This is a genomic window from Pseudonocardia sp. NPDC049635, assembly GCF_040659795.1.
In the GTDB taxonomy this organism is placed as follows: Bacteria; Actinomycetota; Actinomycetes; order Mycobacteriales; family Pseudonocardiaceae; genus Pseudonocardia.
This window is the reverse complement of sequence record NZ_JBFAON010000002.1, coordinates 275,845-296,420: the sequence shown is the minus strand read 5'-3', so window position 1 is coordinate 296,420 and position 20,576 is coordinate 275,845. Positions and strand designations below refer to the sequence as shown.

At 73.4% G+C, this 20,576-nt stretch carries 20 protein-coding genes; 10 read left to right on the top strand and 10 right to left on the bottom strand.

The genetic code is table 11. The features are described from left to right. Positions 1 to 164: 164 nt before the first annotated feature. From ybaK to AB0J24_RS04110, 3 genes are all read left to right on the top strand, one after another. Entirely contained in the window at positions 165 to 644 is a 480-nt protein-coding gene (ybaK, locus tag AB0J24_RS04120) for a Cys-tRNA(Pro) deacylase (RefSeq protein WP_358675103.1), read from the top strand. An 81-nt stretch (positions 645 to 725) separates the two neighbouring features. Beyond that, the gene (locus AB0J24_RS04115; protein ID WP_358675100.1) at positions 726 to 1,529 is read left to right on the top strand and encodes an SAM-dependent methyltransferase; all 804 of its coding nucleotides are present in this window, start codon (positions 726 to 728) and stop codon (positions 1,527 to 1,529) included. Positions 1,530 to 1,572: 43 nt separating this feature from the next. After that, positions 1,573 to 3,762, top strand: coding sequence for an EAL domain-containing protein (locus AB0J24_RS04110; RefSeq protein ID WP_358675098.1), 2,190 nt, complete (start codon positions 1,573 to 1,575; stop codon positions 3,760 to 3,762). Here AB0J24_RS04110 and AB0J24_RS04105 read toward each other — a convergent pair. Further along, on the bottom strand, positions 3,759 to 4,355 hold the full coding sequence (locus tag AB0J24_RS04105) for an alpha/beta family hydrolase (RefSeq protein ID WP_358675095.1): 597 nt from the start codon (positions 4,353 to 4,355) through the stop codon (positions 3,759 to 3,761). The genes AB0J24_RS04110 and AB0J24_RS04105 overlap by 4 nt on opposite strands. Further along, positions 4,352 to 5,158, bottom strand: coding sequence for an SOS response-associated peptidase (locus AB0J24_RS04100; RefSeq protein WP_358675093.1), 807 nt, complete (start codon positions 5,156 to 5,158; stop codon positions 4,352 to 4,354). The genes AB0J24_RS04105 and AB0J24_RS04100 overlap by 4 nt, the downstream gene beginning before the upstream one ends. A gap of 35 nt (positions 5,159 to 5,193) precedes the next feature. On the opposite strand from AB0J24_RS04100, the gene aroA reads away from it, so the two are divergent. The 3 genes from aroA to AB0J24_RS04085 are packed head-to-tail and all read left to right on the top strand — an operon-like array spanning position 5,194 to position 8,366. Next, positions 5,194 to 6,498: a 3-phosphoshikimate 1-carboxyvinyltransferase gene (gene aroA / locus AB0J24_RS04095; RefSeq protein WP_358675090.1), complete on the top strand. Its 1,305-nt coding sequence runs from the start codon at positions 5,194 to 5,196 to the stop codon at positions 6,496 to 6,498. A gap of 3 nt (positions 6,499 to 6,501) precedes the next feature. Continuing rightward, a complete protein-coding gene (gene rsgA / locus AB0J24_RS04090) occupies positions 6,502 to 7,512 on the top strand; it encodes a ribosome small subunit-dependent GTPase A (RefSeq protein ID WP_358675087.1) in 1,011 nt (336 codons plus the stop codon). Positions 7,513 to 7,529: 17 nt separating this feature from the next. After that, positions 7,530 to 8,366 carry a hypothetical protein gene (locus tag AB0J24_RS04085; RefSeq protein WP_358675086.1) on the top strand — a complete coding sequence of 279 codons (837 nt, stop codon included), beginning with the start codon at positions 7,530 to 7,532 and terminating at the stop codon, positions 8,364 to 8,366. A 19-nt stretch (positions 8,367 to 8,385) separates the two neighbouring features. Here the strand turns inward: AB0J24_RS04085 and AB0J24_RS04080 are convergent, their stop codons facing one another. Together AB0J24_RS04080 and AB0J24_RS04075 are read right to left on the bottom strand one after the other, a co-directional pair. Next, positions 8,386 to 8,892 (bottom strand): hypothetical protein, encoded by a 507-nt coding sequence (locus AB0J24_RS04080; RefSeq protein WP_358675083.1) that lies wholly within the window; start codon positions 8,890 to 8,892, stop codon positions 8,386 to 8,388. Between the two features lie 20 nt (positions 8,893 to 8,912). Then, entirely contained in the window at positions 8,913 to 10,355 is a 1,443-nt protein-coding gene (locus AB0J24_RS04075) for a wax ester/triacylglycerol synthase family O-acyltransferase (protein WP_358675081.1), read from the bottom strand. On the opposite strand from AB0J24_RS04075, the gene AB0J24_RS04070 reads away from it, so the two are divergent. From AB0J24_RS04070 to AB0J24_RS04060, 3 genes are read left to right on the top strand one after another with little or no spacing between them, the layout of a single operon-like run. After that, entirely contained in the window at positions 10,354 to 11,169 is an 816-nt protein-coding gene (locus AB0J24_RS04070; protein ID WP_358675079.1) for an RNA methyltransferase, read from the top strand. The two genes, AB0J24_RS04075 and AB0J24_RS04070, sit on opposite strands and share 2 nt — an antisense overlap. A 26-nt stretch (positions 11,170 to 11,195) precedes the next feature. Next, positions 11,196 to 12,467, top strand: a complete 1,272-nt coding sequence (locus tag AB0J24_RS04065; protein WP_358675077.1) for an alpha-hydroxy acid oxidase — start codon at positions 11,196 to 11,198, stop codon at positions 12,465 to 12,467. Positions 12,468 to 12,486: 19 nt separating this feature from the next. Beyond that, entirely contained in the window at positions 12,487 to 12,759 is a 273-nt protein-coding gene (locus AB0J24_RS04060; protein WP_358675074.1) for an antitoxin, read from the top strand. Positions 12,760 to 12,860: 101 nt separating this feature from the next. Here AB0J24_RS04060 and AB0J24_RS04055 read toward each other — a convergent pair whose 3' ends face one another. From AB0J24_RS04055 to AB0J24_RS04040, 4 genes are read right to left on the bottom strand one after another with little or no spacing between them, the layout of a single operon-like run. Continuing rightward, on the bottom strand, positions 12,861 to 13,265 hold the full coding sequence (locus AB0J24_RS04055; RefSeq protein WP_358675072.1) for an HAD-IA family hydrolase: 405 nt from the start codon (positions 13,263 to 13,265) through the stop codon (positions 12,861 to 12,863). 20 nt (positions 13,266 to 13,285) lie between these two features. Beyond that, a complete protein-coding gene (locus AB0J24_RS04050) occupies positions 13,286 to 14,050 on the bottom strand; it encodes an ABC transporter permease (RefSeq protein WP_358675070.1) in 765 nt (254 codons plus the stop codon). After that, positions 14,047 to 15,030 (bottom strand): ABC transporter ATP-binding protein, encoded by a 984-nt coding sequence (locus tag AB0J24_RS04045; protein ID WP_358675067.1) that lies wholly within the window; start codon positions 15,028 to 15,030, stop codon positions 14,047 to 14,049. Before AB0J24_RS04045 ends, AB0J24_RS04050 begins: the two co-directional genes overlap by 4 nt. 9 nt (positions 15,031 to 15,039) lie before the next feature. Next, entirely contained in the window at positions 15,040 to 15,516 is a 477-nt protein-coding gene (locus tag AB0J24_RS04040; RefSeq protein WP_358675064.1) for a MarR family winged helix-turn-helix transcriptional regulator, read from the bottom strand. A gap of 334 nt (positions 15,517 to 15,850) precedes the next feature. Here AB0J24_RS04040 and AB0J24_RS04035 point away from each other — a divergent pair, with 334 nt between their 5' ends. Further along, positions 15,851 to 16,441 (top strand): Rv3235 family protein, encoded by a 591-nt coding sequence (locus tag AB0J24_RS04035; RefSeq protein ID WP_358675062.1) that lies wholly within the window; start codon positions 15,851 to 15,853, stop codon positions 16,439 to 16,441. Positions 16,442 to 16,447: 6 nt separating this feature from the next. Here AB0J24_RS04035 and secA read toward each other — a convergent pair whose 3' ends face one another. Beyond that, positions 16,448 to 19,372, bottom strand: a complete 2,925-nt coding sequence (gene secA / locus AB0J24_RS04030) for a preprotein translocase subunit SecA (RefSeq protein ID WP_358675059.1) — start codon at positions 19,370 to 19,372, stop codon at positions 16,448 to 16,450. A 219-nt stretch (positions 19,373 to 19,591) separates the two neighbouring features. Then, positions 19,592 to 20,251 (bottom strand): ribosome-associated translation inhibitor RaiA, encoded by a 660-nt coding sequence (gene raiA, locus AB0J24_RS04025; RefSeq protein ID WP_358675056.1) that lies wholly within the window; start codon positions 20,249 to 20,251, stop codon positions 19,592 to 19,594. Positions 20,252 to 20,576: the final 325 nt, after the last annotated feature.

Below are 20,576 nucleotides of genomic sequence, written 5' to 3'. Positions count from 1 at the left end.
TACGCGTTCCCACCGGTTCCGTCCGGCCTCGGACGCCCGGGGGGCCTCCATCACTGCTGTCGTCACGGCAGCGGCAACGTCGCGGCCCGGGCCGGCATTCCCGTAGGTTGCCCGCGGACACCGCGGCCGGCGGGCGGCGGGCGAGGTCAGGGGGTCGGAAGGTCATGGCGGGCAAGGGCACTCCGGCGACGGCACTGCTGGCGAGACGCGGGATCGCGCACCGGGTGCACAGCTACGACCACGACGACCGGGAGACCGGGTACGGGCCGGAGGCCGCCCGAGCGATGGGCCAGCACCCGGACCGGGTGTTCAAGACGCTCGTCGCCGTGGTCGACGGCGCCATGACCGTCGGGATCGTGCCGGTGTCCGCGCAGCTCGACCTCAAGGCGCTCGCCGCAGCGGTGGGTGGCAAGCGGGCGGTGATGGCCGACGTCGCCGACGCCGAACGGATCACCGGCTACGTGGCGGGCGGGATCTCGCCGCTGGGCCAGCGCAGGCGGCTGCCCACCGTGCTCGACTCCTCGGCGACCGGGTTCAGCACGGTCTACTGCTCCGGGGGCCGCCGCGGGCTGGAGATCGAGCTCGCTCCCGACGATCTCGTGTCGCTCACCGGTGCGAAGGTCGCCACGATCGCGCTGTCCTGACCCACGCGCACCTCTGCAGGACGCCCTCCGGCCAGTAGGGTCGCCGTGGTCGAGACCGCGGATCCGTTGGGGGAACAGGGAATGGACAGGCCTGCGTGGGCGCCCGACGAGGTGGACATGAACCGTCCGAGCGTCGCTCGGGTCTATGACTACTACCTCGGCGGCTCGCACAACTTCGAGGCGGACCGGAAGTTCGCCGAACAGATCCTCGGTGTGCTGCCCGAGATGGCATCGGTCGCCCAGGCGAACCGGGCGTTCCTGCGCCGGGCCGTCCGCTACCTGTGCGCGCAGGGGATCACCCAGTTCCTCGATCTCGGATCCGGCATTCCGACGGCCGGCAACGTCCACGAGATCGCGGCCGCCGAGATCCCGGACGCACGGGTGCTCTACGTCGACAACGACCCGATCGCGGTCGTGCACAGCCGCGCACTGCTCGAGGGCGACGAGCGCACCGAGGTGCTCGCCGCCGACCTGACCGAGCCGTCACGGGTGCTGGACCACCCGCTGACCCGCTCGCACCTCGACTTCTCGCGGCCGATCGCGGTCCTGATGGTGTCGGTGCTGCACTTCGTGCCCGACGAGGCCCGCCCGGCCGAGTTCGTGCGCACCTACCTGGAGACGATGGTCCCCGGCAGCCACCTGGTGATCAGCCACGCGACCGCGGAGGGCGGCCACGCCGGCGCCGACGAGGCGCAGAGCATCTACAACCGGGACCGTTCACCGAACGCGATGCGGATGCGCTCCACCGAGGAGGTCAGGGAGCTGTTCGGGGGCCTTCAGCTGCTGGAGCCGGGGGTCGTCCGGATCCCGCTCTGGCGACCGGAGTCCCCGGTCGGCCCGGAGGTCCAGCGCTATCCGGGGCTGGCCGGCGTGGCGCGCCGCTGAGTCGCCCACCCGGCGACGACGACATGCACGACAGGAGGCCGACGTGGGCAATGCCGTACCGGCGGGCGCCGGGGAGGTCCGGCCCGACCCGGGCGTCGAGCGGCTGACCGACGCCTGGGTCGCGGCGATCCACGCCCGCGGTTTCGTCTCGGCCGGGCGGGCGGAGCTGCGCGGCATCCTGGCCGGGGCCGCCTACTGGTTCACCGCCGTCGTCGACGGGCGGGCCGAGATCGAGACGGCCCGGGAGATCGGCACCGAGCTGATCGCCGCGCACCTCACCGACACCGCGGCGCTGCGGTGCTCGCTGGACGTGCTGGCATGCCACTTCGCCGACCGGATCACCGACCCGGTCCGGTTGCGCCGCTTCACCACCGCCGTCGGCGCGCTGTCGGCGGGCTACGCGCGGACCCTGCAGCAGCGCACGCGCACCGAGCAGGAGCGGATCAGCGCCGCCGCGTTCGCGGCGCGCGGGGCCGCCGAGGACGCCCGGTGGCGGTCGGAGGCCCGCTACGGCGCGGTGTTCGAGCACGCGGTGCTGGGGATCAGCGTGTCCGACGCGAGCGGGCAGGTCCTGGAGGCGAACCGGGCGCTCGCCGACATGCTCGGCTACCCGCCCGAGGAGATCGTCGGGCGGTCGATCTTCGAGTTCATCCATCCCGAGGACACCCCCGAGATGTGGCCGAAGATCCAGGCGATGCTGGACGGCCGGGTGGGGCACGTCCGGATGGAGAAGGCCTACCTGGGCAAGGACGGACGCCAGGTCTGGACCGAGCTGGTCGTGTCGCTGATCCGGGACCGCGAGGGGGCCCCGCGCTACCTGGTCGCGATGGTCGCCGACGTCACCGAGCGCCACCTGCTGCAGGCACGTCTGCAGCACCAGGCCGAACACGATCCGCTCACCGGGCTGCCGAACCGGGCGCTGTTCTTCAGCAGGCTCACCGCCGCCCTGGCCGCGCTCGATCCCGACGGCGCCACCGTCGGCGTCTGCTACCTGGACCTGGACGGCTTCAAGGCGGTCAACGACACCCTCGGGCACGACGCGGGCGACCAGCTGCTCTCCGCCGTCGCGCACCGCATGCAGGCCGAGCTGGGGAGCCTCGGGCACACCGTCGCCCGGATGGGCGGCGACGAGTTCGTCGTGCTCATCGAGAACTGTGCCGGCCCGGACGAGCTGACCGCCCTCGCCCAGCAGGCGCTGGAGACCGTGCGGCGCCCGGTGTCGCTGCGCGGGCGCGAGATCGTCGTCTCGGCCAGCATCGGTGTCGTCTCGTGGCCGGTTCCGGCCTACGACGACGCCACCCCGCGCGACGACGGCGCCGCGGCCCTCATGCAGGCCGCGGACACCACGATGTACTGGGCCAAACGCGACGGGCGGGACCGGATCGCGGTGTTCGACCCGCAGCGGCACCGCCACGACGTGCACCTGTTCGAGCTCGCCGGCCGGATGCCGGGGGCGCTGGAACGCGGCGAGTTCGACCTGGAGTACCAGCCGCTGGTGTCGTTCGCCGACGGGCGGGTCGCCGGCGTCGAGGCCCTCGCCCGCTGGCGGGCCCCCGACGGGGAGAAGCTGGGCCCGGACCTGTTCATCCCGCTGGCCGAGCAGACCGGCCTGATCATCCCGCTCGGCCTGTACCTGCTGCGCCGCGCCTGCTCCGAGGCCCGCGGCTGGGCCGACGCCGACCCGTCGCGCGAGTTCGTGCTCAGCGTCAACGTGGCCGGCCGCCAGCTCCGTCAGGACGACGCCGTGGCGCGGATCGTGGAGATCCTCACCGAGACCGGCTGGCCGGCGCAGGCGCTGCAGCTGGAGCTGACCGAGAGCGACCTGATGTCCGCGGGCGGGCAGCCGATCGCGGCCCTGGAGGAGCTGTCCCGGCTCGGCGTGCGGATCGCGATCGACGACTTCGGCACCGGCTACTCGAACCTCGCCTACCTGCACCGCCTCCCGGTGGACGTGCTCAAGCTCGCCGGCTCGTTCGTGTCGGCCGATGGCCCGCTGCCGCCCTCCCCGGACCGGCGTTCGGCCCGCGACCTGGACAGCCCGGTCGTGCTGTCGGCGATGATCGAGCTGGCGCACAGCCTCGGGCTCGCGGTGGTCGCCGAGTCGGTGGAGACCGCCGAGCAGGCGGCCCGGTTGCGGTCGCTGGGCTGCGACATCGGCCAGGGCTGGTACCTGTCCGCACCGCTGCACCCGGCCGAGGTGCCCGCGGTGCTGGACCGGCGCCACCCCGTCTAGAGCTCGAGTCCCGCCAGCCAGCCGCGCACCGCGCCGGCCAGCCCCGTCGGGTCCTTCTTCAACCCGTGGTCGCCGTCGATCAGCACCACCGAACGCCCGGAGCCCTCGTCCGGGATCCCGAACCGGTCGCTGCGGCCCTGCACGACGAGGACCGGCACCCCGGCGCCGTCGAGCTCGGGCAACCGGGTCCGCTCGGGCCTGCCCGGCGGGTGCAGCGGGAACGCCAGGCACAGCACCGCCACGGCGCCGGTGGCCGCCGCCGTGCGGCAGGCCACCCTCGCACCCGAGCTGCGCCCGCCCTGGAGCAGCGGCAGGTCACCGCGGACCGCGGCGACGACCGCCTCCCACGCCTGGTCGAGATGCCCGGCGGGGGCGGGGGCCCGCCGGCCCGCCACCCGGTAGGGCTGCTCGACCAGCCCGACGTCGAACCCGGCGACGGTCGCCGCACCGGTCGCGGCCACCAGGTCGGGCGCCCCGATCCCACCGCCCGCGCCGTGCCCGAGCAACAGCAGCCCACGCGGCGCCGCAGCCCGGTGCCAGGTCACCCGGGCGGGCCCGCGCGGCGTGCCGATCTGCTCGACGTCCCCGCTCACGACAGCAGGTCGAGCTGGATCGGCTCGCGCACCTGGTCGGCCGGCAGCTCCTCCAGCAGCTCGGGCCCGTTGTTGCGGACGTTGTTGACCTGCGACGACACCGGCCTGATCGCCAGGGTCGCGACGAGCGCCGGGCTGGGCGGGGCGAGCAGCGCGGCGGACGGGCCGGCATCCGGGTCCAGCCAGGCGTCCCAGTCCCCGGGGGCGAGCACCAGCGGCATCCGGTCGTGCACCTGGGCCAGTGGCCCGACCGCCCCGGTGGTGAGCACGCAGGCGGTCACCAGGCCGTCCGGGTACTTCTCGGCCAGTTCCCCCGCCTTCGGACGCCAGAACTCCCAGATGCCGGCCATGGCCAGGGTCGAGCCGTCGGCGTACCCGGTGAAGTACGGCTGCTTGGTCGGCCTGCCCGAACCGCCCTCGGCCTTCGGGACGGCGTCGTGGCGCTGCCACTCGTACCAGCCGTCGGCCGGGAACAGGCAGCGGCGCGACGCCACGGCCCGGCGGAACGCGGGCTTCTCGGTGACCGTCTCGGACCGGGCGTTCACCATCCGGGCGCCCGCCGAGGGATCCTTCGCCCAGGACGGCACGAGGCCCCACCGGACCGTGCGCAGCGACCGCTCGGTGACGGTCGGGTCGGGCTCGCCGTTCTCGTCGCGCGGGTGGCGCTGCACGACGACGGTGATGTCCTTGGTCGGCGCGACGTTGTAGTCCGGGCGCTGTGCCGACTCGGCCGTGGCGTCGACGGCGTGGAACTCGTCGGCCAGGTCCGCGGGTGCCTTCGTGGAGGCGTAACGGCCGCACATGCATCCCATCCTTCCACGTGCGGAAGGATGGGGGCGTGAGCTTCTGGTCCGCACCCACGCCCGCCGCCCCGGTGACCGGCACCGTCTCGGTGCCCGGCTCGAAGTCGGTCACCAACCGGGCGCTGCTGCTCGCCGGGCTCTCCGGTGGCGCCTGCCGGGTCGACGGCGCACCGCCGACCCGGGACACCACGCTGATGACCGGTGCGCTCACCGCGCTCGGGGTGCCCGTCACCACCGAGGGCGACACGGTCCGGACCGGCGCGCACGGCGGTCTGCGCGGCGGTACCACCGAGTTCCCGGCCCAGGTCGACTGCGGGCTGGCCGGGACGGTCATGCGGTTCGTCCCGCCGGCGGCGGCGACCGCCCGCGGCGCGGTGCGGTTCGACGGCGATCCGCGTGCCCGGGAACGCCCGATGGGGACGGTGCTCGACGCGCTGCGCGCGCTCGGCGCCCGGATCGACGACGGCGGCGCCGGGGCGCTGCCCTTCCTGCTCGACGGTGACGGGCCGGCCCGTGGTGGCGAGGTCACCATCGACGCGTCGGCGTCGTCGCAGTTCGTGTCCGGCCTGCTGCTCTCCGGTGCCCGCTTCGAGCGGGGCCTGACGCTGCGTCACGACGGCCCGCCGGTGCCCTCGCTGCCGCACATCGCGATGACCGTCGACATGCTCCGGCAGGCCGGCGTGACCGTGCACGACGACGAGCCCGACACCTGGCGGGTGGAGCCCGGCCCGATCGCGGTGCGGGACTGGGCGATCGAGCCCGACCTGTCGAACGCTGCGGTGTTCCTGGCCGCGGCGGTCGTCACCGGTGGCCGGGTGACGGTGCGCGGCTGGCCGGCGGCGAGCACCCAGCCCGGGGTGCACGTGCTCGCGGTCCTGGAACGGTTCGGGGCCCGGGTCGAGCACCGGCCGGAGGGGCTGACCGTCACCGGCCCGGACCGGTTGTCCGGGGTGGACGTCGACCTGCACGACGCCGGCGAGCTCGCCCCGACCGTCGCGGCGGTCGCCGCGCTGGCGACCGGGGTGTCGCGGTTGCGCGGCATCGGGCACCTGCGCGGACACGAGACCGACCGGCTCGCCGCGCTCGCCACCGAGATCACCGCGCTCGGCGGCTCGGTGACCGAGACCGACGACGGGCTGGTGATCGACCCGAAGCCGCTCACCGGCCGTGCCGACCGGCCGTGGGGGGCCTACGCCGACCACCGGATGGCGACCGCGGGGGCGATCGTCGGCCTGGTGGTGCCGGGGATCGTGGTCGACGACATCGGCTGCACCGACAAGACCATCCCGGACTTCCCCGGCCGCTGGTCGGCGCTGCTCGGGACCGCCGAGGGCCGCTGACGCATGCCCCGCCACGACCGGCTCGACGAGTCCGACGTCCGGGTCCGGCCCGGCCGGCGCGGTTCCCGGCCGCGCAGCAAGCGGCGCCCCGCGCACGCCGACGCCGCGCGGGCCATGGTCACCGCCGTCGACCGGGGGCGCTGGACGTGCGCGCCCGACTCCGACCCTCGGCGGCCTCCGGTGGTGGCGATGCGGGCCCGCGAGCTGGGCCGCACCCCGGTCGTCGTCGGGGACCGGGTGGACCTGGTCGGGGACCTGTCCGGTGAGCCGGACACGCTCGCCCGGATCGTGCGGGTCGCCGACCGGGACACGGTGCTGCGGCGCACCGCCGACGACAACGACCCCTACGAGCGGGTCGTCGTCGCGAACGCCGAACGGCTGATCGTCGTCACGGCGGTGGCCGATCCGCAGCCGCGTACCGGGTTCGTCGACCGGTGCCTGGTCGCGGCCTACGCCGGCGGCCTGGAACCGGTGCTCTGCCTGACCAAGTCCGACCTCACCGATCCGGAGCCGTTCGCCGCGCAGTACCGGGAGCTCGGGGTGCCGCTGGTGATCACCGGCCGGTCCGCGGCCGGCCCGCCCTCCGGGCTGGAGGACCTGCGCTCGGTGCTGGCCGGCCGGTTGTGCGCGCTGGTGGGGCACTCCGGTGTCGGCAAGTCGACGCTGGTCAACGCGATCGTCCCGGCGGCGGAGCAGGCCACCGGCCGGGTGTCGGGGGTCGGGAAGGGCCGGCACACCACGACCGCCGCCCTGGCCTTCCCGCACGCCGACGGCTGGGTCGTCGACACGCCGGGGATCCGGTCGTTCGGGCTGGCACACGTCGGCCCGGACGACGTGGTCGCCGCGTTCGGCGACCTCGCCGAGGCGATCGACGACTGCCCGCGCGGCTGCGGGCACCTGGGCCCGCCCGCCGACCCGGAGTGCGCACTGGACGACCTGGTGACCGCCGGCTCGCTCGGCGGAGGCAGACTCGATGCACTGCGCCGCATCCTCGTGGCGCTCCACCAGGACTGAGCCAGGACGGAGGCGACGTGCCGGAACGGCGAGCGGCGCTGCCCCCCTCGGCCGCCCTGCTCGGTGCCGTCCTGCTCGGTGCCGTCCTGCTCACCGGCTGCGCATGGCCGGGCTCCACGGGCTCGGCCCCTCCCCCGCCGTCCGCCACCGCCGCGGCACTGCCGAAGTACTACGACCCGGCGCCGCTGATCGCCGACGTGGGCGCCCGTACCCGGTCCGACGGCGGCGCCGTGATGTCGGTGGCCGGGACCCTGACCGCGGACTCCGAGCCCGTTCCGGTCACCGGGGAGGGCACGGTCCGCTTCGCGCCGGGGGGTGGCGCCCCCTCGGTCCGGTTGGACGTGCGGGCGGGGCCGGAGGGCAGCCCACCCGGCACCACCGGGGTCGTCCGGATCGGCGAGCGCACCTGGCTGCACCCCCGGGGCGCCGCCGGCTGGGCCGAGTCCGGTATCGATCCGATCGCGCCGGAGGACATCGCGGACGCCACCGTGGCGGCGAACATCGCCGCGGGCGCCGACCCGCTGGCCGCGACCGCCCGCTACCCGGACGCCGTGCTGGTCGCCGACGCCCGTGACACCGACGTCGACGGCATCCCTGTCGTGCACTACACCCTGGTGGTCGACCTGGTCCGGGCGATCGCGGTGGAGACCGAACCGGCCCGTCTGGAGGCCCTGACCGCGCAGCAGCGGGCCGGCATCACCCGGATCAGCTCCGAGATCTGGCTGGACGCCGATCGCCGGCCGGTGCGTGCGCGGTTGCGTCAGCAGCTGCCCGGTGTCGGCGCGCTGGACCTGTTGCTGCGGTACCGCGACTGGGGCAGCCCGGTCACGATCGAGCCCCCGGTGCGGGGCTGAGCGGCCGGTGGCGGCCGGCTCAGCCCAGCTCGACCAGGAACGGCAGCTCGGAGGGGGCGTACCAGGCCAGCTCGAAGTCCTCGGCCTCACCGACCAGGAACTCGGCGTCCAGGTCGCCGAGATCGGCCTTGTCGACCGCCCCCGCGGCCTGGCGGACGGCGTGCTCGGCCTCGGGGAGGTCGACGTGCACGGCCGCGATCTTCGCCACGGGGACCGGACCGGCCACCCGGACCGCGCCGTCGTCGAGATCGGGTCGCAGGGTGACGTCCTCGGTGTCCGCCGCGACGACCACCCGCCGCGGCGGGGTGCCGTCCTCGCCGAGGCCGAACTCGACGGCGAGCAACCGCAGCGACGCCCGCGCCGCCTCGGTGAGCGCAGCGTACTCCAGCTCCTCGTCGTCACCGCTCACATAGGACTCGCGCAGCTTCGGGGTCAGCGCGAAGGCGGTTCCGCCGAGCGGTTCGAAAACGCCGGTGGACACGGTCCGGGCCAGCATGGGCCAGGTGGCGGGGAGGTAGATCCGCACGTGGGGTGGGTCCTTTCTCGCTACTGCCGCAAGGTGTCGAGGAGCTCCTCGAGCGACTCGTTCACCATCCCGGCGAGCACGTCGATGTCACCCATCGCGTCCCGGTCGCCGTTGAGTCCGTAGTAGACGCCGCCGTCGTAGCTGGTGAGCCCGATGGAGACGGCCTGGCCCTTGGCCAGCGGCACCACCGGGAACATCTCCAGCATCCGGGCACCGGCCGCGTACAGCGGGAACTGCGGGCCGGGGACGTTGGTGACGACCAGGTTGAAGAAGTGCCGGGACATGCCGCTGGCGGCCCGGGCCCCCACCGCGTGCAGGGTCGGCGGGGCGAACCCGCCGATCCGGACGAGCGTGTCGGCGCCCACGGCGTCACCGGTGTCGGTGTGTTCGCGCATCTGGTAGGTCACCTGGTGCAGCCGCACCAGCGGGCTCGGCTCGCCCACCGGCAGGTCCACCAGGAACGACGCGACCCGGTTGCCGAGCGAACCACCGGCCGCCGAGCTGGGGACGTCACCCTCCCCACGCACCGAGAGCGGGACCAGCGCCCGCACCGACGACGATCCGCCGACCGGCTCACCGCGCGACATCAGCCAGGTACGCAGTGCGCCCGAGATCACGGCGAGCACGACGTCGTTGACGTCGCAACCGTAGGCGGCCCGGACCTTGCGGTAGTCCTCCAGGTCGGTGCGGGCGAGCGCGAACCGCCGCTGGGTGGAGATCTCGGCGTTCAGCGGCAGCCCCGGCGCGCGACGGCCCGCGGTGCGCGCCATCGTGAGCACCTTGCCGGCGGCCCTGCCGAGCTTGCCGAGGGTGACCAGCGCGTCCCCGGTGGCGGCCCGGACGTTGTCCACGATCTCGGTCGGCCGGGTCACCGCCTCACCGATCGCCTCCAGCACGAGCTGGCCGTCGCTCGGCTCCGGCCGTGGCATCCACAGCTCGTCCGGTGACTCACGGGGCTCGGCCGAGACGTCGAGGATCACCTGCCCGATGTCGATCGCGGAGATCCCGTCCACCATGGCCTGGTGGGTCTTGGTGAGGATCGCGACCCGACCGTCCTTGCCGCGGCCGCGGCCGCTCGACGCCGGGGCGAGGCCCTCGATCAGGTACATCTCCCACAACGGCCGGGAGTGGTCCAGCTGGCGCGACATCAACCGCCCGACCAGGTCGGTGAGCTGCTCCTCGCTGCCCGGCCGGGGCAGCGCGGAGCGCCGCACGTGGTAGGCGATGTCGAACTCGGTGTCGTCCACCCAGACCGGCCGGGCGAGGTTCCCCGGTACGTGGCGGACCTTCTGCCGGAACCGCGGGACCAGCGTGAGCCGCTGCTCGATCAGCTCGACCAGCCGGTCGTAGTCCAGGCCGTCCCGTGGGCGCTCGAACACCGAGACGCCGCCGACGTGCATGGGTGTGGTCGCCTCCTCGATGTAGAGGAAGGAGGCGTCGAGTGCGGAGAGCCGGGACGGCATGGCCGCGATCCTACGTGCGCGTGGGATCGTGGCGGCCGTGACCGACCCCGACCGCTCCACCGTCCCCGCGGTGTCCCCCAAGGACCGCTTCATCACCGTGTACGGGCGCAAGCCGGTCCTGGAAGCGCTCGCCGACGACGATCTCCACGTCGACAAGGTGATCCTCGCCGAGTCCGTCCGGGGCGGCGGGGAACGTGAGATCACCGCCGCGGCCCGCCGGCGCGGGGTGCCGGTGCAGCGGGCGTCGGCACAGCGGGTGAAGGTGCTCGCCGGGAACGGCCGGCACGACCAGGGCGTGCTCGCCGACGTCGTCGCCCCGCGGATGGCGCCGCTGGAGGTGTTCCTGTCCGACCTCGGCACCAGGCGCCCGGCGTCGGTGCTGGTGCTCGACGCCGTCACCAACCCCGCGAACGTCGGGATGTTGCTGCGCAGCGCGACCGCGGCCGGGCTGGACGGCGTGCTGCTCCCCCGGCGCGGCGTACCCGCGATCGACCCGCTGGTGATCAAGGCCTCGGCCGGGGTCGCGTTCTCGGCGCCGGTGCTGCGTTGCCCGACCGCCGCCGAGGGGATCGACCTGATGCACCGGGCCGGGTTCTCGGTGTTCGGGCTCGACGCCGGTGGCGACTCCCTGCTCGACGCCGGCCTGCCACCACGGGTGGCGCTGGTGCTCGGCAACGAGACCGACGGCCTGACCGAGGCCGTCCGGGAGCGCTGCGACGGCATCCTGTCGCTGCCCATGTTCGGCGGGGTGGAGTCGCTCAACGTCGCCTCGGCCGGGGCGGTCGCGGCCTACGAGCTGCTGCGCCGCCGCTGAGCGCGCGGATACCTACCCTGACGTGCATGGTCCGCCGACGCATCCCGCGCCCGTCCGAGCTCGCACCGCTGTTGCGACCCGCCCCCGTCACCCTCGACCGCACCGCGGCCCGGCTGGCCCGCGCCGCGAGCATCGGTGACCTTCGGCTGCTCGCCCGTAGACGGGCACCGCGGGCGGTGTTCGACTACACCGACGGCGCCGCCGAGGACGAGATCGGCCTGAGCCGGGCGCGCGCGGCGTGGGCCTCGGTCGAGTTCACCCCGAGCGTGCTGCACGACGTCTCGCGGGTCGACACCGGGGTCGACGTCCTCGGTGGCCGGTCCTCGCTGCCCTTCGCGCTGGCCCCCACCGGTTTCACCCGGATGATGCACACCGCGGGCGAGCGGGCGGTCGCCGCCGTCGCCGCCCGGGCCGGGATCCCGTACACGCTCTCGACGATGGGTTCGACGACCATCGAGAGCACCGCCCGGGCCGGGGCGGGCGGGAGGCACTGGTTCCAGCTCTACCTGTGGCGGGACCGCTCGTTCGCGCAGGACCTCGTCGCCCGGGCCGCGGCGGCCGGGTACGACACGCTGATGCTGACCGTCGACACGCCGGTCGCGGGCAACCGCCGTCGCGACGCCCGCAACGGCCTGTCGATCCCGCCGGCCCTGTCGTTGCGGACCTTCCTCGACGGTGCCCGCCGTCCACGCTGGTGGTTCGACCTGCTCACCACCGAGCCGCTCGCCTTCGAGAGCCTGGCCTCGGGTGGCGGAGCCCCCTTCGAGGTGATCAACCGGGTGTTCGACCCGGCCCTGACGATGGACGACGTCGCCTGGCTGCGCGGAACCTGGCCGGGGAAGCTGGTGGTCAAGGGCGTCCAGTCGGTGGCCGACGCGCGCCGGGTCGCCGATGCCGGGGCGGACGGCGTACTGCTGTCCAATCACGGGGGTCGCCAGCTGGACCGGGCACCGGTCCCCGCCGAGCTGATCGAACCGGTCGTCCAGGAGCTGGGCGACGACGCCGAGGTGCTGGTCGACACCGGGATCATGCACGGCGGCGACGTGGTCGCCGCCGTGGCGCTCGGTGCGCGCGCGGCGCTGGTGGGCCGGGCCTATCTGTACGGGTTGATGGCGGGTGGTGAAGCCGGGGTGGAGCGGGCGGTGCAGATCCTGCGCGGTGAGGTGGAGCGCACGATGCAGCTGCTCGGTGTCACCCGGGTCGCCGATCTCCGCCCGGAGCACGCACGGCTCCGTTCGTCGATCACCACGACTGCTCACCCGAACGGGGGACGTGCCGCGGGTGCGCCGGAGGGCTGAGCACGCGACGATGGCCGGCATGGGTTTCCTGGACAAGGCCAAGGAACTGCTCGGCAAGCACGACGACAAGGTCGACCAGGCGCTGAACAAGGCCGGGGACGCGGCCAAGAAGAAGTTCGCCGGCCACGAGCAGCACATCGACACCGCGACGAAGTTCGCCCGCGAGCGGACCGGGAGCGGTGACACGACCGCGCAGCAGCCGGGCCAGGCCCCGCCGCCGCAGGGCCAGCAGCCCGGTCAGGCCCCGCCGCCGCAGGGCGGGCAGCAGCCGCCGCCGCCCCCGCAGCAGTGAGCCGGGCCGGGCACACCGGCCGGTAGCGGGACCGGTCCGGCAGCAGCCGGGCCGACACCATCGAGGCGCCGTCCACGAGCAGTGGGCGGCGCCTCCGCACGTCACGGCCCGGCCGTGACGCCCAGCAGGATCTCCAGCTCGACGAGGGTCGCCTCGGCGCTCACGTGCTGCACCCCGACCGCCCCGGCCGCGACCGCGCCGCGCACGCAGGCACCCTGGTCGTCGACGACGACGCAGTCCGCCGGATCCAGCCCGATCGCGGCCGCCGCCGCGGCGAACGCGTCCGGGCTCGGCTTGCGGGCCCCGCGCACGGCGCCGAGCAGGACCGTGCCGAACGCGTCGGCGCACTCGGGCGGTACCGCGTGTGCGCCGGAGAACAGCGCCGTCGCGATCCCGCCGTCAGCGGCCCGGCGCACGTAGTCCAGCAGGCGCGGGCCACCGTCCGGGTCGTCGAGGACACCGCCGTGGTCGACGATCAGGCCGCGCAGCGTCCGTGGCTCCGACACACCGCCGACCGTACCCCTCCTCAGTCGAGGGCCCGACGGAGGAACCCGCGGATGCCGAGCAGCGTGAACAGGACGATCGCCAGCACCGGCACCAGCACACAGACCCACACCGGGAGGTGCGGGACGTCCGGGACCAGCACCGCCCGGAGCCCCTCGCTCACGTAGGTCAGCGGGTTCAGCGCCGACAGCACCTGGAACCAGCGCAGGTCGGCGAGGGTCAGCCACGGGTACTGCACCGAGCCGGTGAACAGCAGCGGTGTGAAGATCACCGCGAACAGGATGTTGATCCGCCGCGGCGGCACGGCGGTTCCGATGGTCAGGCCCATCGCGGCCCCCAGCAGCGATCCCAGCACCACCATCAGCAGCGCCGTCGGGAGCCCGGCGGCCGGCCACGACACGTCGACCATCACCAGCCCGATCGGCACCATCAGCAGGCTCGCCAGCAACCCGCGCAGACCGGCGAAGACGATCTTCTCGACGGCCACCGCCCACACCGGCATCGGTGCCAGCAGCCGGTCGTCGATCTCCCGGGTCCACGACAGCTCGAACACCAGCGGCAACGTGACACTCTGCAACGCCCCGAACAGCGCGTTCAGCGCGATCAGCCCGGGGAGCATGATCTCGCCGTAACCCTCGGCGACGAATCCGCCGCGGCCCAGCACGATCACGAAGACCAGCAGGAAGAAGAACGGCTGCACCAGCACCTGGGCCAGGAAGGAGGGCAGTTCCTTCCCGGTGACGACGATGTCGCGGCGCAGCACCGCGAGGAAGGCACGCCTGCTCATCGCAGGTCCCGGCCGGTCAGGTCGATGAAGACGTCCTCCAGGGTGGCGGAGCCCAGGCGCACGTCCCGCGCGGACGCGCCGTGCCTGCCGAGCAGGTCCACCACCGGCGCCAGCAACCGCGCCGGGTCGCCGACCACCGACAGCCGCAGCGCGACGGTGGCCTCGGTGTCGCCGGCGCGCCCCGGTGGGCTCTCGACCCGGGCGACGTCGGCCAGCTCGGACAGCGCGGACCGCAGCGGCTCGACGCCCTGCGGCCCCGGTTCGGCGACGATCTCGATGCTCCCGCTGCCGGGCAGCGAGCGCACCAGCGCCTCCGGGGTGTCGAGCGCCAGCAGCCTGCCGTGGTCGACGATGCCGATCCGGTGCGAGAGCTTCTGCGCCTCGTCCATGTCATGGGTGGTGAGCACCACCGTGATGCCCTCCTCGCGCAACCCGAGGACGTAGTCGTGCACGAACAGCCGGGCCTGCGGGTCCAGCCCGGTCGAGGGCTCGTCGAGGAAGAGCACCTCCGGCTCGTGCATGAGCGCCCTGGCGATCATGACGCGCTGCGCCTGACCACCCGACAGATCGTCGGCGACCGCCTTCGCCCGGTCGGTCAGGCCCATCCGGTCCAGCAGCTCGTCGGCCCGGCGGTTGCGCTCGGCGCGGCCGACGCCGTGATAGGCGGCGTGGAACACCAGGTTGTCGCGCACACCGAGCGAGCGGTCCAGGTTCTGCCGTTGCGGAACGACCGCGAGCTTCGCGCAGACCGCGACCGAGTCGCGTACGACGTCCAGCCCCGCCACCCGGGCGATACCCGACGTCGGCAGCACGCGGGTCGTGAGAACACCGACGGTGGTGGTCTTACCGGCCCCGTTCGGGCCGAGCAGCCCGAAGATCTCACCTTCGGCGACCTCGAAGGACAGGCCGTCGACCGCGTTGCGGTCCGCCTTCGGATAGCGCTTCACCAGGTCGAGGACCTCGACCGCGGCCCGTCCCATGACATCCCCTCACAGCGTGTGCCCGCGATGATCCTGCTCCAGCGACGCGACCACCGCGAGCAGATACTCGCGGATCACGCCGGCGTGAGCGCGCGGGGGATCGGGGACCCGCGGGACCCGGGCCGCGGACCGGGCCGCGAGCAACCGTCCACGGCCGGCGTCGGTGATGGCCACCCGGCGGACCCGCCGGTCGCCCCGCACCGTCGCACGCACGGCGAGACCGTCGTGCTCGAGTGCGTCGAGCACCGGCGTGAGCGTGGTCGGGCCGACCCGGACGCGGGCGGCCAGCTCGCGCTGGACGAGCCCGTCGGTGCCGTCGAGTACCTGCAGGACCGCGAACCCGGTGCCGGACAGGCCGAGATCCGCGGCCCGCCGGCGTCGGTGCGCGGACACCCCGGCACCGGCGCGGACCAGCAGGTCCGCGAGCGTGCTCGGCCGGTCGGGGACGGCGGGGCGGGACGGACGGGGGCGCGGCTCCTCGGGCATCGCGGCAGCCTAGGGGCGGTGCACCGGTCCCCGGGGCCGATCGGGCCCACCGGGCTGCGCCTGCGAACCGCACGGCACAGGGCCCGTGCACAGCACGAGACCACAGCACGAGACCGGCCCCTGCGAGACCGGACCGTGCGGGACCTGATCCTGCGGAACCTGACGTACGGGACCTGATCCCGCGGAACCCGACCGTGCGGCCCCGGACCGAACTGCGTACCGACGGTGCGATCCACGGACGGTGCGATCCACGGACGGTGCGATCTGCGGACGGTACGGACACGGATCCGGGCCGGGCGGCCCGCCCGGCCCGGCCACGGCGCACGCTCGGCCGGTGACCACGTCGAGTCCGCCGGCCGACCCGCTGGCCCGCCCACGGACCGCGCTCCCGGCGGTGAGCGAGCACGGCGAGCTCGTCGTCCGCACACCGGAGGAGGTGCCGGTGGACCTACCGCCCGGCCTGGTGGTGGTCCTGCCGGGCGGGTTCCGGATGCGATCCGGGGCGGCCCCTCCTCCCGACCGGTCCGATCCGCCGCGCGCCCACGTGCCGCCACCCGAGATCACCGTCCCGGACGCCGAACGGACCCGGGCCCGGGCGGCGGAGCTGGTGCGGCTCGTCCGGGAGGTGCTCACCGGACGCCGTCCGGTCGCTCAGCTCACCTGCCTGGCCACCCCGCAGGCACTGCGCTACCTCCGGGCCACGGCACGCCCCGCCCCCCGTCGCATCCGTCCGGACGGACGGGCACGGGCACCGGGTTGCGGCGGCCGCGCTGCACCGTCGGTGCACGTCGGCCAGCCGCACCCGGACGCCGCGGAGATCTGTGCGACCCTCCCGATCAGTGGCCGGGTGCGGGCGCTCAGCCTGCGGATCGACCGGGCCGACGGCAGCTCGCCCTGGGTGCTCACCGCCGCGCGGTTGCTGTGACCACGGTCAGCGACGCCTGCGGTTCGCCTTCTCCGCCCGACGGCGCTCCGCCCGGTTGACCCCGCCCTCACCCGTCGAGCCGTTGCCGTTCGGGTTCTGCGGTGCCGGATTGCGGGCAGCCGGGTTCCGGGGCGCCGGGTTCTGCCGGGCCACCGGGTGCTGCCGGGCCGGGTTCACCGGAGCCGCCCCCCGCGGCGCCGCCGCCCGGTAATGGCCGCTGCGGCCACCCGGCGCCGCAGCCGGGCCCTCGCCACGCCGGGCCACGCCGCCGTCCTCACCGGGCCCGCTGTACTGCAGGTTCTGCGGCGGGGTGGTGCGGAAGAGGTTCGGGAGGACGACAGTGCTCTCGCTCGGGTCCTCCGCGGGAGCGCGGCGGATCACCGGGATCTCGGTGGTCTCCGGCTCGGCGTCCTGGACCGGCGCCGCGGGCTGCTGCACCTGGACCACGACGTTGAACAGGTGCCCGATCGTCTCCTCCTTGATGCCCTCGAGCATCGCGGTGAACATGTCGTAGCCCTCGCGCTGGTACTCGATCACCGGGTCGCGCTGCGCCATCGCGCGCAGTCCGATGCCCTCCTTGAGATAGTCCATCTCGTAGAGGTGCTCGCGCCACTTGCGGTCGATGACCTGCATCAGGACCTGGCGCTCCAGCTCGCGCATCCCGCCCTGTGGCCCGATCAGCGCGTCGATCTCGGCCTCACGGCGGGCGTAGGCCTTCTCGGCGTCCTCGAGGATCGCCTTCTCCAGCTGCTCCGCGGTGAGATCGTCGGGATCCTCGGCCAGGGTCCTCCAGTCGATCGAGACCGGGTAGAGCCCGCGCAGCGCGGTCCAGAGCTTCTCCAGGTCCCAGTCCTCGGCGTACCCCTCGGCGGTGGCCGCGGACACGTAGCCCCGGACCACGTCCTCGAGCATGTTGCGGGTCTGGCGCTGCACGTCCTCACCGTCGAGCACCCGCCTGCGCTCGTCGTAGATGACCTTGCGCTGCTTGTTGAGGACCTCGTCGTACTTGAGGACGTTCTTCCGGATCTCGAAGTTCTGCTGCTCGACCTGCGTCTGCGCGCTCCGGATGGCGCGGGTGACCATCTTGGCCTCGATCGGCACGTCGTCCGGCAGGTTGAAGCGGTTCATGATCGACTCGACCACGTGGCCGTTGAACCGGCGCATCAGCTCGTCACCGAGCGAGAGGTAGAAACGCGACTCACCCGGGTCGCCCTGACGGCCGGACCGCCCGCGCAGCTGGTTGTCGATCCGGCGGGACTCGTGCCGCTCGGTGCCCAGCACGTAGAGCCCGCCCGCCGCGCGGACCTCCTCGGCCTCGGCCTTGACCTGCTTGCGCATCCGGTCCAGGACGGCGTCCCACGCGGCCTCGTACTCCTCGCGGGTCTCGACCGGGTCGAGCCCCTGCCCGCGCAGCTCCAGGTCGGCGAGGAACTCGGGGTTGCCGCCGAGCATGATGTCGGTGCCTCGACCGGCCATGTTGGTGGCGACGGTGACGGCGCCGGCATGTCCGGCCTGGGCGATGATCGCCGCTTCCCGGGCGTGGTTCTTCGCGTTCAGCACCTCGTGCGGTACGGAGCGGCGCAGCAGCAGCTTGGCGAGGTACTCGGACTTCTCGACGCTGGTCGTGCCGATCAGGACGGGCTGACCCTTCGCGTGCTTCTCGGCGATGTCGTCGGCGACCGCCTCGAACTTCGCGGTCTCGGTCTTGTAGATCAGGTCCGGCTGGTCGACGCGTACCCGCGGCTTGTTCGGCGGGATCGACACGACCGACATCTTGTAGATCTCGTGCAGCTCGGCGGCCTCGGTCTGGGCCGTACCGGTCATGCCGGCGATCTTGTCGTAGAGCCGGAAGAAGTTCTGCAGCGTGATCGTCGCCAGGGTCTGGTTCTCCGGCTTGATCTCGACGCCTTCCTTGGCCTCGATCGCCTGGTGCAGGCCCTCGTTGTAGCGACGCCCGGCGAGCACCCGGCCGGTGAACTCGTCGACGATCAGGACCTCGCCGTTCGAGACGATGTAGTCCTTGTCCTTCTTGAACAGCTCCTTGACCTTGATGGCGTTGTTCAGGTAGCCGACCAGCGGGGTGTTCGCGGACTCGTAGAGGTTGTCGATGCCGAGCTGGTCCTCGATCAGCGCGACACCCTCCTCGGTGATGCCGACGGTGCGCTTGCGCTCGTCGACCTCGTAGTGGATGTCCTTCGACAGCATCGGCGCCAGCCGCGCGAACTCCTGGTACCAGCGGGCGCTCTGCTCCGCCGGGCCGGAGATGATCAGCGGGGTCCTGGCCTCGTCGATGAGGATCGAGTCGGCCTCGTCGACGATCGCGAAGTTGTGGCCGCGCTGCACCATGTCGGCGACGTTCCACGCCATGTTGTCGCGCAGGTAGTCGAAGCCGAACTCGTTGTTCGTGCCGTAGGTGACGTCGCAGGCGTACTGCTCGCGACGCTGGACCGGGGTCATCTCGGAGAGGATCACGCCGACGGTCAGGCCGAGCCAGCGGTGGATCCGGCCCATCGTCTCGGAGTCGCGCTTGGCGAGGTAGTCGTTCGTGGTGACGACGTGGACACCCTTGCCCTCGAGCGCGTTCAGGTAGACGGCGAGGGTGGAGGTCAGGGTCTTCCCCTCACCGGTGCCCATCTCGGCCACGTTGCCCAGGTGCAGTGCGCCGGCACCCATCAGCTGGACCGTGAACGGACGCTGGCCCAGCGTCCGCCGGGCCGCCTCGCGGACCGTCGCGAACGCCTCGGGCAACAGGTCGTCGAGAGTCTCGCCGTCGGCGAGCCGCTGCCGGAACTCGTCGGTCTTCGCGCGCAGCTGCGCGTCGGTGAGGCCCTCGAACTCGGGCTCCAGGCCGTCGATGTGCGCGGCGATCTTGCCGAGCCGCTTCACCAGCTTGGTCTCGCCGGCCCGGAGGAGTCGACTCAGGAAGGGCACTGCCGACCTCATTCACGTTCGCGGTCAGGACACGGGACGGGTGTCACTCACCGGACGAGGTCACACCGCCCCGCCGCCATGGTACGGGCCCGCCGCCGCGGGTCCCGCGCCGCTTCGGCGAGGCTTCTCACGCCGCGACCGCCGGCAGCGCGCGGGCCGGCCGCACCACCGCCGGGCGCGGGTGCCCACCGCGGACGGCCGGGCACCCGCGCCGAGCGGTCAGCCGCCGAGCCGGATCACCCCGTAGTCGTACCCGTGGCGCCGGTAGACCACCGAGGCCTTGCCCGAGTCGCTGTCGGAGAAGAGGTAGAAGTCGTGACCGACGAGCTCCATCCGCGACAGTGCCTCGTCGACCGTCATCGGATCAGCCGGGTGAGTCTTCTCCCGCACGATGCGACCCGGCCGGTACTCCGCGGCCCACTGCTGTTCGAGCTGCTCGAGCTCCGCGTCGGGAAGGTCGTCGTCGTGCGATCGGGGCGCGGGAATCGCGTCGGTGGCGGGCGGTGCCGCCTCCATCAACGCGACGGCGGAGGCGTTCGCGGCGACCCGGGACGCGTGCACGCGATCACGGCGGCTCGGCTTGCGGCGATCGTGCGAGCGACGGAGCCGCTCGGCTAGCTTGCCGACCGCCAGATCGAGAGCGGCGTAGAAGTCGGGCGCCGACGCCTCGGCGCGGGCGACGGCACCGCAGCCGCCGCGACCGGTGATCTCAACACGCTGGCAGGACTTCTGCTGGCGGCGGTTCGGCTCGTGGAAGAGCTCCACCTCCATCCCGACGATCTTGTGGTCATGGCGCTCCAGGCGGGACAGCTTCTCCTCGACCAGACCACGGAAGTGGTCGGGCACCTGGACGTTCCGGCCGGTGACGACGATTTCCACTCGGACATCCCTCGCTTCGCCTCGTGCTGAACCCGGGACTCGACGACGGCCCCGGGGGGTGGGCTATCGGTCGTTCCTCCTGGTGTGCTAGCGGGTCGGAGTTCATCGGACGTTATCGGGAAATCTGCCGGCGGGACAGGCCGCTCGTCGACCCGGAAGCGGGACGTTCGGCCCATGGGTGACACCGCTCCGCCACGAGGGAACGGCGACCGGGTGATACCCGACCGCCACTTCGCACCCTCACCGGCGGGTGGCCCGGCACTACGCTCCCCGGGCCGCGGCGCACGGCCGTCCGGTCGTACACCGGGGACCCCGGACAGGTGTG